Origin of the sequence: Acinetobacter colistiniresistens (assembly GCF_024582815.1) — a bacterium.
GTDB lineage: Bacteria > Pseudomonadota > Gammaproteobacteria > Pseudomonadales > Moraxellaceae > Acinetobacter.
Genome location: NZ_CP102099.1, coordinates 1611051 through 1628269 on the forward strand (window position 1 = coordinate 1611051; position 17219 = coordinate 1628269).

The 17219-nt window shown below is 43.2% G+C and carries 14 protein-coding genes; 8 read left to right on the top strand and 6 right to left on the bottom strand.

The window, feature by feature from the left end; genetic code table 11:
- Positions 1–263: 263 nt before the first annotated feature.
- From NQU59_RS07755 to NQU59_RS18890, 4 genes are all read left to right on the top strand, one after another.
- Positions 264–1763, top strand: a complete 1500-nt coding sequence (locus NQU59_RS07755) for a cation:proton antiporter (RefSeq protein WP_005243755.1) — start codon at positions 264–266, stop codon at positions 1761–1763.
- 444 nt (positions 1764–2207) lie between these two features.
- Positions 2208–2498, top strand: a complete 291-nt coding sequence (locus NQU59_RS18855; protein ID WP_373462988.1) for a BapA/Bap/LapF family prefix-like domain-containing protein — start codon at positions 2208–2210, stop codon at positions 2496–2498.
- Between the two features lie 91 nt (positions 2499–2589).
- The gene (locus tag NQU59_RS18885; protein ID WP_444876232.1) at positions 2590–5847 is read left to right on the top strand and encodes an Ig-like domain-containing protein; all 3258 of its coding nucleotides are present in this window, start codon (positions 2590–2592) and stop codon (positions 5845–5847) included.
- A 32-nt stretch (positions 5848–5879) separates the two neighbouring features.
- Complete coding sequence (locus NQU59_RS18890; RefSeq protein ID WP_444876231.1) at positions 5880–9263, top strand: beta strand repeat-containing protein; 3384 nt, start codon at positions 5880–5882, stop codon at positions 9261–9263.
- 10 nt (positions 9264–9273) lie between these two features.
- Here NQU59_RS18890 and NQU59_RS07765 read toward each other — a convergent pair whose 3' ends face one another.
- Positions 9274–10482, bottom strand: a complete 1209-nt coding sequence (locus tag NQU59_RS07765) for an IS256-like element ISAba26 family transposase (RefSeq protein WP_005202188.1) — start codon at positions 10480–10482, stop codon at positions 9274–9276.
- Between the two features lie 107 nt (positions 10483–10589).
- Here NQU59_RS07765 and NQU59_RS07770 point away from each other — a divergent pair, with 107 nt between their 5' ends.
- Complete coding sequence (locus tag NQU59_RS07770) at positions 10590–12182, top strand: CapA family protein (protein WP_257065662.1); 1593 nt, start codon at positions 10590–10592, stop codon at positions 12180–12182.
- On the opposite strand, the gene NQU59_RS07775 is transcribed toward NQU59_RS07770, so the two are convergent.
- On the bottom strand, positions 12179–12904 hold the full coding sequence (locus tag NQU59_RS07775; protein ID WP_257065664.1) for a metalloprotease: 726 nt from the start codon (positions 12902–12904) through the stop codon (positions 12179–12181). The two genes, NQU59_RS07770 and NQU59_RS07775, sit on opposite strands and share 4 nt — an antisense overlap.
- A gap of 90 nt (positions 12905–12994) precedes the next feature.
- On the opposite strand from NQU59_RS07775, the gene NQU59_RS07780 reads away from it, so the two are divergent.
- Both NQU59_RS07780 and NQU59_RS07785 read left to right on the top strand, forming a co-directional pair.
- The gene (locus tag NQU59_RS07780; RefSeq protein ID WP_043973392.1) at positions 12995–13315 is read left to right on the top strand and encodes an MGMT family protein; all 321 of its coding nucleotides are present in this window, start codon (positions 12995–12997) and stop codon (positions 13313–13315) included.
- Positions 13316–13576: 261 nt separating this feature from the next.
- On the top strand, positions 13577–14101 hold the full coding sequence (locus NQU59_RS07785; protein WP_257065666.1) for a barstar family protein: 525 nt from the start codon (positions 13577–13579) through the stop codon (positions 14099–14101).
- Between the two features lie 9 nt (positions 14102–14110).
- Here the strand turns inward: NQU59_RS07785 and NQU59_RS07790 are convergent, their stop codons facing one another.
- From NQU59_RS07790 to NQU59_RS07800, 3 genes are all read right to left on the bottom strand, one after another.
- Complete coding sequence (locus NQU59_RS07790; protein ID WP_005243734.1) at positions 14111–14548, bottom strand: universal stress protein; 438 nt, start codon at positions 14546–14548, stop codon at positions 14111–14113.
- A gap of 234 nt (positions 14549–14782) precedes the next feature.
- The gene (locus NQU59_RS07795) at positions 14783–15406 is read right to left on the bottom strand and encodes a CatB-related O-acetyltransferase (protein ID WP_257065675.1); all 624 of its coding nucleotides are present in this window, start codon (positions 15404–15406) and stop codon (positions 14783–14785) included.
- A gap of 91 nt (positions 15407–15497) precedes the next feature.
- On the bottom strand, positions 15498–15893 hold the full coding sequence (locus tag NQU59_RS07800; protein WP_005243730.1) for a RidA family protein: 396 nt from the start codon (positions 15891–15893) through the stop codon (positions 15498–15500).
- 136 nt (positions 15894–16029) lie between these two features.
- Here NQU59_RS07800 and NQU59_RS07805 point away from each other — a divergent pair, with 136 nt between their 5' ends.
- Positions 16030–16617, top strand: coding sequence for a TetR/AcrR family transcriptional regulator (locus NQU59_RS07805; protein WP_005243727.1), 588 nt, complete (start codon positions 16030–16032; stop codon positions 16615–16617).
- A gap of 71 nt (positions 16618–16688) precedes the next feature.
- On the opposite strand, the gene greA is transcribed toward NQU59_RS07805, so the two are convergent.
- Complete coding sequence (greA, locus tag NQU59_RS07810; RefSeq protein WP_004651928.1) at positions 16689–17165, bottom strand: transcription elongation factor GreA; 477 nt, start codon at positions 17163–17165, stop codon at positions 16689–16691.
- Between the last annotated feature and the right edge of the window lie 54 nt (positions 17166–17219).

A 17219-nucleotide genomic window follows, 5' to 3' on the forward strand; every position in this document is an offset into this window, starting at 1 on the left:
CCTTGATTTTTATACGGAAGATATACGAATCACAAGAATAATTAACGTAAAATAACAAGGTCTATGCTGAGTTGAGGATGATTGGTTTATTATTGCATCTAAATCATTTTTGAATAAAAATAAAATATGAGATGTTTAAACTGCAGCATAGGCCTTCATTTTCTATTCAATTGCAAAAAACGCTTTTAGATTTTATAGTTGATCGGGATTATAAAGTTTAAATAAAGTCTTTGTGTTAAAAACGAAATAAATAAAGAGGTTGTATGGGTAATTATTTTCTTTTACAAGCATTAACTGTGATTTTTGCTTTATCCATTGCCACTACAATTTTTAATAAAAGGATCTTGGGTTTTCCTCAAGCTATTGGTGTTCCCATTGTTTCCGCTATTTTTGTCTTTATTTTACAGTGGGGTGCAAGCCTACTTAATGGTAATCAATTTATTACCATTAATATTCAGAATATTGAAGCAGCTGTAAGAAATATTGATTTTTATGATTTTCTTATTAATGGTGTCATTTGCTTTATTCTAACCTCTTCTGCCTTGAAGTTTAAAATTTCAGACTTAAGAAATCATTGGAAGCCAATTAGTATCTTAGCTACGATTGCATTGGTTCTATGTGCCGGATTTTATGCAGGATTGCTATATTTATTCCAATGGCTGGTTGGCTATCCCGTACCCATCGGTGTGTTGCTATTATTAGGTGCGGCATTGGGGGCAACGGATCCAATCGGCGTTAAAGGGGTATTGAGTTCTATTCGGGCACCTCATCATCTTATTGTAAAACTGGAAGGAGAATCATTATTTAATGATGCAATGTGTATTGCCTTATTTATGACGTTATTAAAAGTTTTACAAGGTGAGCATTTTTCACTATTGGCAACAGTTGAAACATTATTATATGAAATCTTTGTTGCTGTAATTATCGGTTTTGCATTTGGTTTCGCGATCTTACGTTTACTCCGTGGTAAACATGAGATGGAATCTCTGATTTTAACCACTGCCTTACTTGCCAGTGGATCATATCTCGTGGCTTTATTTGCACATGCCTCTGCCCCTATTGCCTGTGTTATTGGCGGACTTATCGTTGGGAATAAATGGCAAGAAATTCGTGAACAGCGCGAAATCCGTGAGGTCAATCACTTTTGGCATACGGTTGAGGGGATCATTAATTCATTCTTGTTCACCTTGATTGGCTTGGAGTTGTTTATTCTTGATTTGAGTGCGAACCTGATTATTGGTGGGATCATTGCTTTTATTATTCTGCACCTATCTCGGTTTGCTGCAAATTTTGCCGCTTTTGCCCTGTTTCCATCTTTCCGCAAAAAAAGCTATAACGGCAGTTTAGCAATTTTATCTTGGGGGGGAGTTCGTGGCGGGATTTCACTGGCGCTGATTCTTGCTGTCGCGAATATTCCTGAATTAAGCCAATATAGTAGCATCTTGATTGGTTATACCTTTATTAGCGTATTGCTGTCGGGGGTAGTCTGTGGTCTTGGCCTGCCAGCTGTGATGAATGCATTTTACTATAATCCAAGTGAACAAAAAGACGGTTTGAAAGGTTGGTATCAGCGTATGTGCAATAAGATGAACCGCCGTGGCTTTAAATACATTGTAGGTGAAGATGCTTTAGGTAGAGAAACTATCACGATTTATAATCCAGAGATTTTATTGGATCAGAAGACAGAAGATGGTGTTGCAACAATGCATCATCCGAATAAGAGAGAAGAGGTGAAACGATTGGAAAATCCTGATAATTTTTAACCTTATATTTTAAACTTTTAAAAAGCCTTTATAAAATAAAGGCTTTTTTGTTTTGTAAAATTAATAATATTGTTTAATTTTATTTGAGTGTTATTTTTGTTGTAATTTTTCTTTTAAAATTAATTTAAAATTTTATTAAGTTTTGTTTAAATGCCTTTTGGGAATTTATCTTTCTTTATTTTCATTTGTTTAAAAATGTAAATTAAAAATATAATAAATCGTTTTTTATTTTTTTATCCTTTTAAATCATTATCTTGTTTCGTTGTTTAAAAAGTATTTCAATGTGTTTTTATATTTTTGTTTTGTGCGCTATTTAACATTTATTTTGTTTGCATTAAAGTGGTGCTGTGAACTCTATCACTTAGAAACAATAATTTAAACTTAAGTTAATAATGTAATTAAGAATTGATTAAATATTTATAATTTATAATGAGGAATATAACCATGTCTCAAATACAAATTATTTCCAAGGAAAGTCACCAAACCCTTGTAAATATAACGGGAAAAACAGCCACATTGCCTTCTGAACCTTCAGTTGTATTAATTAAGGTCTCTGCAAATGATATTTCAGTTGTTAAGAGAGATGGTGTAAATGCGGTTGTAGTATTAAAAAATGGCGAAACAATTATTATTAAGGATTTCTTCAATAATGGTGAAGTAGCAGATAATAGTTTGGTGCTTCAAGGTGAAGATAATCAATACAGTTACTGCGATTGCAACAGATCCGGCAGGTAACCCATCATTACCGGGTACTGGAATTGTCGATACGGTTGCGCCAGATATCAGTTCAGTCGGATTTGCGATCAATGCAGTCACAGCGGACAACGTGCTGAATGCAGCAGAATCTACAGGCAATGTTACCTTGACAGGAACATTAACCGGTGTGCCAGCTGATGCGGCGAAAACAGTAGTGACTGTTATTGTCGATGGGGTAAGTTATACCGCTACAGTGAATGCAGCGAATGGCACATGGAGTGTCAGTGTTCCAGGTAGTGGCCTGGTCGCAGATGCAGATAAAATCATTGATGCCAATGTTAAATTTACAGATGCAGCAGGTAATAGCAGTACGGTTACAACTACCCATGCCTACAGCGTAGATGTGACTGCACCGAATGCACCAGTCTTAAATCCGATCAATGGTGTTGATCCAGTGACGGGCACAGCAGAACCAGGTTCAACGGTGAAAGTGACCTTCCCTGATGGCAGTACAGCTCAAACCACAGCAGATCCAGGTACAGGTGTGTGGACCGTACCGAACCCAGGTAATTTACCAAATGGCGGTACAGTTACTGCGATTGCAACAGATCCGGCAGGTAACCCATCATTACCGGGTACTGGAATTGTCGATACGGTTGCGCCAGATATCAGTTCAGTCGGATTCGCGATCAATGCAGTCACAGCGGACAACGTGCTGAATGCAGCAGAATCTACAGGCAATGTTACCTTGACAGGAACATTAACCGGTGTGCCCGCTGATGCGGCGAAAACAGTAGTGACTGTTATTGTCGATGGGGTAAGTTATACCGCTACAGTGAATGCAGCGAATGGCACCTGGAGTGTCAGTGTTCCAGGTAGTGGCCTGGTCGCAGATGCAGATAAAATCATTGATGCCAATGTTAAATTTACAGATGCAGCAGGTAATAGCAGTACGGTTACAACTACCCATGCCTATAGCGTAGATATCACTGCACCGAATGCACCAGTCTTAAATCCGATCAATGGTGTTGATCCAGTGACGGGCACAGCAGAACCAGGCTCAACGGTGAAAGTGACCTTCCCTGATGGCAGTACGACAACCGTCACAGCAGATCCAGGTACAGGTGTGTGGACCGTACCGAACCCAGGTAATTTACCAAATGGCGGTACAGTTACTGCGATTGCAACAGATCCGGCAGGTAACCCATCTTTACCTGCTACAGGCGTTGTGGACACGGTTGCACCAGTTGTTACGATTGTGAATGAGCTCAGCAATGATGCTACCCCCGCTTTAAGCGGGACTGTAAATGATCCTACTGCGAAAGTGGTGGTGAGCGTCGATGGTGTGAACTATCCTGCCACCAACAATGGCAATGGCACCTGGACCCTTGCAGACAACACCTTGCCAACGCTGACCGATGGTCCACATACCGTGACAGTCACAGCGACTGATCCAGCAGGAAATGTGGGTACAGCGACAGGTACAATTACGATTGATACGGTTGCACCGAATGCACCTGTCGTGAATCCGATCAATGCAGTTGATCCGATTACCGGTACGGCAGAACCAGGCTCAACAGTCAAAGTGACCTTCCCGAACGGCAGTACCGAACAGGTGACCGCCGATCCAGTCACCGGGGTCTGGAGTGTACCGAATCCGGGTGGCTTGTTGAATGGTGAGGCGGTTACCGCAACAGCGACTGATCCGGCAGGAAATGTGTCCTTGCCAGGCACTGGAATTGTGGATACGGTTGCGCCAGATACCAGCTCTGTCGGATTTACGGTTGATGCAGTCACAGCGGATAACGTACTCAATGCAGCAGAATCTACTGGTAATGTTACCTTGACAGGAACATTAACCGGTGTACCTGCTGATGCGGCGAAGACGGTAGTCACCATTATTGTCGATGGAGTAAGTTATACTGCTACAGTGAATGCAGCGAATGGTACATGGAGTGTCAGTGTTCCGGGCAGTGGCTTGGTCGCAGATACAGATAAAATCATTGATGCCAATGTTAAATTTACAGATGCAGCAGGCAATAGCAGTACGGTTACAACTACCCATGCTTATAGCGTAGATGTAACTGCACCGAATGCCCCTGTGTTACATCCAATCAATGCGGTTGATCCGATTACCGGTACAGCAGAGCCTGGTGCAACAGTCAAAGTAACCTTCCCGAATGGCAGTACCGAACAGGTGACTGCAGACCCAGTAACTGGGGTGTGGAGTGTACCGAACCCGGGTGGCTTGTTGAATGGTGAGGCAGTGACTGCGACAGCAACAGATCCAGCAGGAAATGTATCCTTACCAGGTACGGGCCTTGTGGATACGGTGGCACCGATTGTTGCCTTGGACAATCTGTTAACCAATGACAGCACTCCGTTATTAACGGGTACAGTGAATGATCCAGATGCGAAAGTGGTGGTGACTGTTGATGGTGTGAACTATCCGGCCACCAACAATGGCAATGGCACCTGGACGCTTGCAGACAACACCTTGCCAACGTTGACCGATGGTCCGCATACCGTGACCGTCACAGCGACTGATCCGGCAGGGAATGTGGGTACAACCACAGGTACAGTAACCGTTGATACGGTTGCACCGAATGCCCCTGTGTTACATCCAATCAATGCGGTTGATCCGATTACCGGTACAGCAGAGCCTGGTGCAACAGTCAAAGTGACCTTCCCGAATGGCAGTACCGAACAGGTGACTGTAGACCCAGTAACTGGGGTGTGGAGTGTACCGAACCCGGGTGGCCTGACCAATGGTGAGGCGGTGACTGCGACAGCAACAGATCCTGCAGGCAATGTATCCTTACCAGGTACGGGCCTTGTGGATACGGTTGCACCGATTGTTGCCTTGGACAATCTGTTAACCAATGACAACACCCCGTTATTAACGGGTACGGTGAATGATCCAACAGCGAAAGTGGTGGTGAGCGTCGATGGTGTGAACTATCCTGCCACCAACAATGGCAATGGCACCTGGACCCTTGCAGACAACACCTTGCCAGCACTGACCGATGGTCCACATACCGTGACCGTCACAGCGACTGATCCGGCAGGGAATGTGGGTACAACCACAGGTACAGTAACCATTGATACGGTTGCACCGAATGCCCCTGTGTTACATCCAATCAATGCGGTTGATCCGATTACCGGTACAGCAGAGCCTGGTGCAACAGTCAAAGTAACCTTCCCGAATGGCAGTACCGAACAGGTGACTGCTGATCCAGTCACCGGGGTATGGAGTGTACCGAATCCGGGTGGCCTGACCAATGGTGAGACCGTTACAGCAACAGCGACTGATCCGGCAGGAAATGTGTCCTTACCAGGTACAGCCGTTGTGGATACGGTTGCGCCGATCGTTGCTCTGGACAGTTAACCAATGACAACACCCCGTTATTAACGGGTACGGTGAATGATCCAACAGCGAAAGTGGTGGTGAGCGTCGATGGTGTGAACTATCCTGCCACCAACAATGGCAATGGCACCTGGACCCTTGCAGACAACACCTTGCCAGCACTGACCGATGGTCCGCATACCGTGACCGTCACAGCGACTGATCCGGCAGGGAATGTGGGTACAACCACAGGTACAGTAACCGTTGATACGGTTGCACCGAATGCCCCTGTGTTACATCCAATCAATGCGGTTGATCCGATTACCGGTACAGCAGAGCCTGGTGCAACGGTGAAAGTAACCTTCCCGAATGGCAGTACCGAACAGGTGACTGCTGATCCAGTCACCGGGGTATGGAGTGTACCGAACCCGGGCGGCCTGACCAATGGTGAGACCGTTACAGCAACAGCGACTGATCCGGCAGGAAATGTGTCCTTACCAGGTACGGGCCTTGTGGATACGGTTGCGCCGATCGTTGCTCTGGACAATCTGTTAACCAATGACAACACCCCGTTATTAACGGGTACGGTGAATGATCCAACAGCGAAAGTGGTGGTGAGCGTCGATGGTGTGAACTATCCTGCCACCAACAATGGCAATGGCACCTGGACCCTTGCAGACAACACCTTGCCAGCACTGACCGATGGTCCGCATACCGTGACCGTCACAGCGACTGATCCGGCAGGGAATGTGGGTACAACCACAGGTACAGTAACCATTGATACGGTTGCACCGAATGCCCCTGTGTTACATCCAATCAATGCGGTTGATCCGATTACCGGTACAGCAGAGCCTGGTGCAACAGTCAAAGTAACCTTCCCGAATGGCAGTACCGAACAGGTGACTGCTGATCCAGTCACCGGGGTATGGAGTGTACCGAATCCGGGTGGCCTGACCAATGGTGAGACCGTTACAGCAACAGCGACTGATCCGGCAGGAAATGTGTCCTTACCAGGTACAGCCGTTGTGGATACGGTTGCGCCGATCGTTGCTCTGGACAATCTGTTAACCAATGACAACACCCCGTTATTAACGGGTACGGTGAATGATCCAACAGCGAAAGTGGTGGTGAGCGTCGATGGTGTGAACTATCCTGCCACCAACAATGGCAATGGCACCTGGACCCTTGCAGACAACACCTTGCCAGCACTGACTGATGGTCCGCATACCGTGACCGTCACAGCGACTGATCCGGCAGGGAATGTGGGTACAACCACAGGTACAGTAACCGTTGATACGGTTGCACCGAATGCCCCTGTGTTACATCCAATCAATGCGGTTGATCCGATTACCGGTACAGCAGAGCCTGGTGCAACGGTGAAAGTAACCTTCCCGAATGGCAGTACCGAACAGGTGACTGCTGATCCAGTCACCGGGGTATGGAGTGTACCGAACCCGGGCGGCCTGACCAATGGTGAGACCGTTACAGCAACAGCGACTGATCCGGCAGGAAATGTGTCCTTACCAGGTACAGCCGTTGTGGATACGGTTGCGCCGATCGTTGCTCTGGACAATCTGTTAACCAATGACAACACCCCGTTATTAACGGGTACGGTGAATGATCCAACAGCGAAAGTGGTGGTGAGCGTCGATGGTGTGAACTATCCTGCCACCAACAATGGCAATGGCACCTGGACCCTTGCAGACAACACCTTGCCAGCACTGACTGATGGTCCGCATACCGTGACCGTCACAGCGACTGATCCGGCAGGGAATGTGGGTACAACCACAGGTACAGTAACCGTTGATACGGTTGCACCGAATGCCCCTGTGTTACATCCAATCAATGCGGTTGATCCGATTACCGGTACAGCAGAGCCTGGTGCAACGGTGAAAGTAACCTTCCCGAATGGCAGTACCGAACAGGTGACTGCTGATCCAGTCACCGGGGTATGGAGTGTACCGAACCCGGGCGGCCTGACCAATGGTGAGACCGTTACAGCAACAGCGACTGATCCGGCAGGAAATGTGTCCTTACCAGGTACAGCCGTTGTGGATACGGTTGCGCCGATCGTTGCTCTGGACAATCTGTTAACCAATGACAACACCCCGTTATTAACGGGTACGGTGAATGATCCAACAGCGAAAGTGGTGGTGAGCGTCGATGGTGTGAACTATCCTGCCACCAACAATGGCAATGGCACCTGGACCCTTGCAGACAACACCTTGCCAGCACTGACTGATGGTCCGCATACCGTGACCGTCACAGCGACTGATCCGGCAGGGAATGTGGGTACAACCACAGGTACAGTAACCGTTGATACGGTTGCACCGAATGCCCCTGTGTTACATCCAATCAATGCGGTTGATCCGATTACCGGTACAGCAGAGCCTGGTGCAACGGTGAAAGTAACCTTCCCGAATGGCAGTACCGAACAGGTGACTGCTGATCCAGTCACCGGGGTATGGAGTGTACCGAACCCGGGCGGCCTGACCAATGGTGAGACCGTTACAGCAACAGCGACTGATCCGGCAGGAAATGTGTCCTTACCAGGTACAGCCGTTGTGGATACGGTTGCGCCGATCGTTGCTCTGGACAATCTGTTAACCAATGACAACACCCCGTTATTAACGGGTACGGTGAATGATCCAACAGCGAAAGTGGTGGTGAGCGTCGATGGTGTGAACTATCCTGCCACCAACAATGGCAATGGCACCTGGACCCTTGCAGACAACACCTTGCCAGCACTGACCGATGGTCCGCATACCGTGACCGTCACAGCGACTGATCCGGCAGGGAATGTGGGTACAACCACAGGTACAGTAACCGTTGATACGGTTGCACCGAATGCCCCTGTGTTACATCCAATCAATGCGGTTGATCCGATTACCGGTACAGCAGAGCCTGGTGCAACGGTGAAAGTAACCTTCCCGAATGGCAGTACCGAACAGGTGACTGCTGATCCAGTCACCGGGGTATGGAGTGTACCGAATCCGGGCGGCTTGTTAAATGGTGAGGCGGTGACCGCGACCGCGACTGATCCGGCAGGGAATGTGTCCTTACCAGCAACAGGAACAGTTGCGACTCCAGCTGATTTGATTGGTGCGATCACCGTACCAGATGACTTAAATGGCGATGGTATCCTGAATGCTACGGAATTAGGCAATGATGCTAGCTTCAATGCACGTGTTGCTTTAGGACCAAATGCAGTTGCAGGTACTGTAGTGACTGTTAATGGCAATAACCATATCGTGACAGCAGCAGATTTACTCAATGGGTATATCACGGCAGCAGTTGCAGTGGCTGGCGATGGCTCCTTGGTCATTCATGCACAAGCGGTGGATGCTTATGGTAATGTGGATAAAGCATCAGATGTAACAATTATAGTGGATACAACGCCTCCTGATATTAGTACTGCTGCAATTGCGATTAATGAGCCTGTAAATTATTTTGTGTAAGTTCCATTTTTTATAAATGATCTTTTAATCGATCATCGAACTGAATCGTAAACCAATTCATTGCTAAACGCCAATTTTGAATTGGCATCGTCCATTTCTTCGCAGCATTTGATGTTGCTAAGTAAATGACCTTCTTTACTGAGTCATCAGATGAAAAGATTTTCCTCTTCTTCGTTGAATGGCGTATTACGCTATTCAACGACTCAATCGCATTTGTTGTATAAATTGCATGACGTATTTCGGCTGGATAGCTAAAGATCGTTCGGATATTTTCCCAATTGGCCCGCCAGGATTCTCCAATTTTGGGATACTGGTGATTCCATTGATCACAGAAGATGTCTAGGGACTTTAAAGCATTTTCCTCTGTACTTGCCTGATAAATCGCTTTCAGACCCGAGGTAACAGCCTTGTAGTCTTTCCAGCTTACAAATCTCAGGCTATTGCGTACAACATGCACGATACACAGTTGAATATCAGTATGAGGGTAAACGGAGGCTATCGCGTCAGGAAAGCCTTTTAATCCATCTACACAGGCAACAAGAATATCCTGTACTCCTCGATTTTTTAGCTCTGTCATGACTGACAGCCAGAATTTGGCACCTTCTGTCTGAGCAATCCACATACCCAGTAATTCTTTTTGTCCATCCATATTGATGCCTAAAGCAAGGTATACGGACTTGTTAATCACATTGGAGTGCTGACGGACTTTGACAACAATACAGTCAAGATAGACAACAGGATAAAGGCTATCTAAGGCTCTATTTTGCCACTCAGTCACTTGCTCAATCACAGCATCGGTAACTTTGCTGATGAGAGATGCTGAGACATCGGCATCGTACATTTCTTTGAAGAAGGCTACAATTTCCCTATTAGTCATTCCTTTTGCATACAGTGAGAGGATTTGGTCATCCATACTGGTGATGCGTGTTTGGTGCTTTTTGATAATTTGTGGCTCAAATGAACCTTCTCGATCACGGGGAATATCTAAAGCCAGTTGTCCATCTTGAGTTGTAATGGTTTTAGAACTAAACCCATTACGGCTATTTGAGCCTTTCCTGGACTGATGCTTTTCATAACCGAGATGGTCTGAAAGTTCAGTATTGAGTGCAGTTTCAATCATGAATTTTTTAAAGACTGCTGTCATTTGGTTTAAGTCTTCTGGTGTTTTTAGACCTTTAGCCAATTCGGCAGCCATACTTTTGATTGTTGCTTCATCCATGTGAAGTACCTTTTGTAATTATCCTCTGAAGGATAAATGAAAATTAAGTACTTACACAAAATTTAGAACAGTCCCATTGGCTGCTATTACTTGAGGCTTTAGAACGAGTGATTGATGGAAAGCTGCAACTTCAAGAGCTGCTTACTACAGACCATGCACTACATACCGAACAGGCTGATCTCTCCGATTTGATCTTGCAACAACGCTACACTGTTCTAGCCTCATTGCAATTACTGACTTTTAATCCAACTCAAAACATCCAACAGGTTCTTGGTTTTCATCTATTTCATGATTTAGCCGAGATGCGGATGAAGCTTACAGAAAAAGCCAGAAAATTTGATTTGCACATTGGCGATAAAAATAGCCTTAAAAACTTATACTGTTTGGCTCAGGCAATATTTAGTATGCCAATGGCGTTGTTACAACAAGTTTTTGTTAAATCACTGAATCTAAATGATCTGGATATTGCAGCCACCAGTTCCTTAATGACGTGTAAGGCACTTGATGCAATTCTTTATCTCACTGATCAAAAGCAAGATTATTACTTTTCTTACCTCCATCACAATCAGACACTTGGTATTTTCCAGTTATTAGATCAGTTACATCGTATTGATCACTTAGCTCCGTATTATCATTATTTCCAACAAGGTCGGTTACCCACCAAGCAGCGCCAAGCCAAGACAGAATGGATCAATATTATTGGTGATACTTATTTCGGTGAGTTTTATACAGCTAAAAGAAAAAATAAAGGCATTGATGATGCCTTACAACGCTATGGTTACAGTCACTCTTTTGAAGCGATCAAACCATTCTTTGGCGCAGATGATATTAATATTGCCAATTTAGAAGCTGTTTTCAATCTCGATGAACATTCAGGTTTATGTGGGAAAAAAGACTATATTTTGGGGGCAAAAGCGCAGGAAACTTTAGACGAATTTAAACAGATTCATCTCAATACACTGTGTTTGGGCAATAACCATCTCAAAGACTATGGCGACGCAAGCCTAAAACACACTTTAACCCAGTTAGAGCTTGCCAATATTGATTTTATTGGGGCGGGCAATGATCAACAACAAGCTCATCAATGTCTAGAAATCATCAATAATGCAGGGCAATGTTTGGCTATTTTTAATGGCTATTGGCATCGGCAAACGGCCTATCAAGATTACGATTTTTATGCACTGGGTCATAGTGCTGGGGTGGCATGTATCAATGCCGTTTTATTTGAACAGATTATGCAATATCGTTTAGCACATCCAGAGCACAAGATCATGGTGATTTGTCATTGGGGTGTTGATTTCAGACCTATCCATCCTGAGCAAAAGAAACTGGCAAATGTGCTGACACAGATCGGGGTAGATATGGTGATTGGACATGGTGCACATACCCTTCAACCGATTCAATCGATCAATCAAAAACCTGTTATTTTTGGAATAGGGAATGGTGTATTTAATAGCAATGGTGATTTTGAGAAATATCAGGCTTTGCCCTATGGAGCCATTGTTCGAATCAACGTCATGGAGTGGCAGTTAAAGCTGTATCCGATTTATACACATAACCGCAAAACCTTTTGGCAACCACGTATCGTTGATCAGGAACAGTTTCAACAAGCCAGAGCATTATTGACTCGTCAGTTAGACCCAACTCATTACAGTGTGGGGCAAGATCATTTGGGTACTTATATTCAATTCAGTTTTTAAGGATATTGCTGGTAATTATTGAGCATGGTATTGACCTGTTTTGTTGTAAAGCCAAGATTACGCAGACCGCCACTACCTAAATGGCAGTCATAACTGCTCATGATATTGGTTGGTGTTGTCTTGGTGGCTTTAGGAGAACATACATGGCCGAGGCCAAAGGCATGTCCCATTTCATGAATACTGGCTGCTTGGGTTTGATAATTGAGTCTTTTCCAGTCAATCAGAATAAAGGGTTGCCCTTGATTGCGAAATCCCCAACTGGTGATATCGGCATCTTTGAGTTTTTCACTATAAGCATCGTAAATAATAAATAAAACTTCTTTACTTTTCCTGCGAGGAAAACAAGCGTTGACCGCACTTGGTAGTTTTGCGGGAATGATTACTTTTGATTGACTTAACTGGTTGGCGAGATCACATTTACGTTTACTAAACTCTTGGAATGAATAGTAATGGTGGATTTTAAACGTAAAGATTTTATGATTATTTTCATCGACAAAATATTGATTCAGAATGGCTAATTCTTTATTCATCTGCGCTTTGTTATCTAAGGCTTGAACTTCGGGGCGATTGCTGGTCACAATAAAGCTGACATTAACCACAGGTAAATCACGTCTTTCTTGAGGATATTGAGAACGGGACGTTTTTACGGTTGAATTTTGAGTTGTACAAGATGTACCGATGATCAAGAATAATAAGCTTAGCGCTGTGATTTTTAATCGCATTTTTTATTCTCTCAAGTTGTTGTGTTTTAATTGTTGTAAAGCTAGCTTTTCGCATGATTTTGATCATCTTAGCAGATTTTTGGAGCTTGTATGGTGCAAGATACCAATGAACTACATCGACAAATTTTAGAAGTGATTGCCTTAATTCCTTATGGAAAAGTGGCAAGTTATGGGCAAATTGCCAAGCTGGCTGGTTTGCCTAAACATCCACGTTTGGTCGGTTATGTACTTAAGCATTTAGACAAAGACAGTGAGATTCCCTGGTATCGTGTGATTAACGCACAAGGCAAGATCAGTGTGACCCGAATCAATGAGAAAGGTGAAAATGTTCAGCAGAATTTGTTAGAGCAGGAAGGGGTGTATTTATTAAATGGCAAGGTCAGTTTAAAAATCTTTGCTTGGCAGCCTTAACTTTTAAATTAGCTCATTTTATCAGTGAAACATAAATGAAAATTGAATTTATAAAACATGACTATGAAAATGAATTAGATACCGTACTTTATGGTTTAAATGTAGATCAATATCAATATGACCAAGAAAAATTATTTTTCATAATTGTCTCAATCCTCAGATAATTACTGAAATGGACGCGTTGAAATTATTCACTAGAACAAAAAAGATTATCTCTTTGGACTCTATTTAAGCTGTCATCAAAAGAACCTCCATGAAAAGATGAGTGATCAAATATATTTTTGCTTCGATTTTGCATATCAAAATAATGATTTAGTTATTTTCTATTCTTTTGATGGGGAGGAGGACGCAGAATTGGAGTTAAATGAATTCTTTAAGAGAAAAGAGCTGATTTATAAATATTTAAAGGGTGAATGTGGTCAAAAATATTGGTTTGCTCTCAGTGATTTTGATAAGAAGTGCTGGTTGGATGTTAGTTATCTGAGAGCTCAACTAGTGCAAAAGGATGATCGTATTGTTAAAGAAATTATTTTGGATGGGGCGTATATAGAATCTGAATTAGATTTATATTGCTATATTGGCGAAGAAGTTTGTGGGGTATTAGGTTATATGGGGTGTAATTCTATGGCATTAAGAGATTGTTTGACTGATGAGATTAGACCAATTCAGTATCCTTTACGCATCGTATGGAAAAATTTTAAATACTCAAAACAAAAATTTAACCAAGATGATATTCAGTACTTTATTGATCTATTGTCTCAAAATGCCGATTTGCAAATTTGCTGACTGTACTTATCAACGTACAATCAATACGGGAATATGACTTTCTGCTAAAACTTTCTGCGCTACACTACCGAGCACAAACTGTTTAAAGCCTGTGCGCCCATGCGAGCCCATAATGATCAAGTCTGCGCCTAGGTTCTGTGCTGCCCCAATAATTTCTTGATGCACTGAAAACCCTTCCAGAACTTGTGTTGCAACCGTTAAACCATGCTCTTCAAACTTTTTTTCAGCTTTGCTGAGATTGTCTTGAGCATAACTTCGGACTCTTTCTATTAAATCATTGCTTTGCCCCATACGAATATAGGCATCTGCAAGATAAGGATCTAAAGTCATCACTTCAACCACCGTGAGTTCACTGTCTAGGGCTTTCGCCAACTGAGCTGCTTCACGAATGACATTCGCAGCAATTTCAGAGTCGTCAATTGCCACTAAGATTTTTTGATAAGCCATGTTGGATACTCCTTATATTTATGATTTTACGTTGAATTCAGTCAATAAAATTTGATTAATATATAAGCTATGGTTCTATTCTAAACCTGTTAGGATGAGAATAAAACCTAGCATTTTTATAGGGATAGTTATTATTTATAGCATTATGGTTAAGTTTGGATGGATTCAAGAATAGATGAAATTTCCATGAAAATAAAAGACATGTATCACCATAATTTATCTATAAAAGCGGTCTTAATTACGCTCAAAGAATTGAATCAGTGCATCCACATCATCAGTCTGCAATTGTTCACGCATCTTTAAAATCTGCTTTTCATCTAAGTCATAAAGCTTCAGGGAAAGCAGTTTTTTAATATCTTGTTCAGAAAAACGGTATCTAATCACTTTGGCAGGGACACCACCGACAATCGCATAAGGCGGTACATCTTGCGTGACCACAGCACCTGTTGCAACCACCGCACCTTCACCCAATTTGACCCCTTGCATGATCATGGCACGGCTACCAATCCAGCAACCATCGGCAATCACCGTATCACTTGCGGTCTGAAAGCTACGTGTATCAAATGGGAAAGTTGAGATCCAGTCAGGGCGATGCAATTGATTACCACCCATCATAATCACGCATTCAGCCCCAAAGCAGACAAAGTTGCCAATATGTAGTTGGTCAATGGGCTTCTCAGGCGTAGCTGCCTTGTCATGCAGATAGCGCACCACACAGCGCTCAAAACCTTGATCCCAATAAGCCGAATAATAAGAATAATTGCCTTTGATATGGATATTCGGATTTTTCACCGTTTTTGCAATAAACTCGAACTCACACCAATGTTTAACAGGGGAGTTGATTAACTGTTCGGCCATAAAGGAGATATAAAAAATAGGGAATTCGCCATTATACCGAATTGTAATTCAAGCTGAACCAATAATCTCAATTCAGCCTGTGAGCTGACGGCTAAGTATTGGGAGGAATACGCGCAATGACTTTAATCTCAAAGTCAAAACCTGCCAGCCAAGTCACGCCAATAGCAGTCCAGTTGGGATAAGGCTTTTGTGTAAAGATCTGATTTTTAACTTTCATGATTTTATCGAATTGTTGTTCAGGATCTGTATGAAAAGTAGTGACATCAACAATATCATCGAAAGTGCAGCCAGCCGCTGCTAATGTCGCTGCTAAATTTTTGAAAGCTTGTTCTACCTGTTGCTCGAAATCGGGTTCAGGCGAGCCATCTTTACGGCTACCCACTTGCCCTGAAACAAAGAGTAAATCTTTCGATTGAATTGCAGCTGAATAACCATGTTGTTCATATAAAGCATGGCGGTCTTGGGGAAATATTGCAATTCTCGTCATGTCTGTTCTCCTTCAATATTTAAATTAGCAATCAGTAAAAATCATTTAACTTTCACATACGCCTCGTATGTAAACATAATTGACATACGAGGCGTATGTCAATTAAAATTTTTGTGATGATCAACTGGTGAAATACATGTCTGTTCGTGAACGAAAGATGGCGGAAACTCGTATAAAGCTGATTGAAGTAGCACGGCGAGCATTTGCTAAATATGGCTATGCCGATACTTCAATGGATAAACTCACAGCAGAAGCAGGGCTAACCCGTGGGGCGCTCTACCATCATTTTGGTGATAAGCGTGGTTTATTTGCCGCAGTTGTTGATCAGATTGACTCACAGATGGCTGAATTTGCTCAGCAGCATCTGGAGCAGCCAGATGACCTCTGGGAAGGATTATTACTTGAAGGGCAGACTTATATTAAAAATGCTTTAAATCCTGAGTTTCAGCGTATTGTGTTACGTGATGGACCTGCAGTGTTGGGTGATCCAGCGCATTGGCCAAGTCAAAGCAGATGTCTGCAGTCTACACGTGAGTGTATTGAGCAACTTTTGGCAGCAAATCGAATTAAAATGATAGACCCAGAAGCAGCAGCAGTATTTTTAAATGGCGCTGCCATGAATGCTGCATTATGGGTAGCCTCTAGTGAAAATCCTGAACAGTTACTCCCCGAAGCCTTAAATGCTTTTCAAATTTTCGCATCAGGTTTTTTGAAAAATATATAGCTAATTATGTTTTATCTAATATCTGAAATATAAAAACCCCTCAAAGTGAGGGGTTAATTGCATATAGAATATTAAATATATTCCACACTTACGATTTCGTATTCAACTTCACCTTGCGGTGTTTGAATTTTCGCTTCGTCGCCTTCATTTTTACCTAAAAGACCACGTGCAATCGGTGAATTCACTGAGATTTTATTGATTTTAAAATCTGCTTCATCATCACCGACAATTTTATAAGTCTTACGTTCTTCCGTATCCAGATTTTCAATGGTTACGGTCACGCCAAAGACCACACGGCCATTTTGCTCAAGTGTTTTGACATCAATTTCTTGTACTGCGCCCAGTTTACCTTCGATATCCTGAATACGACCTTCGCAGAAACCTTGCTGTTCACGCGCAGCATGATATTCAGCATTCTCCTTTAAATCACCGTGTTCACGAGCTTCCGCAATCGCTTGGATAATACGTGGGCGATCCACTGTCTTGAGCTGTTGTAATTCTTTCTCTAAGGCAACCTTGCCTTCGGGAGTCATAGGATAACGTTGCATTCTGGTCCCCTCTAAATTGGTTGGGAAAATACAGGATTAAAAAAAGAAAAAGCC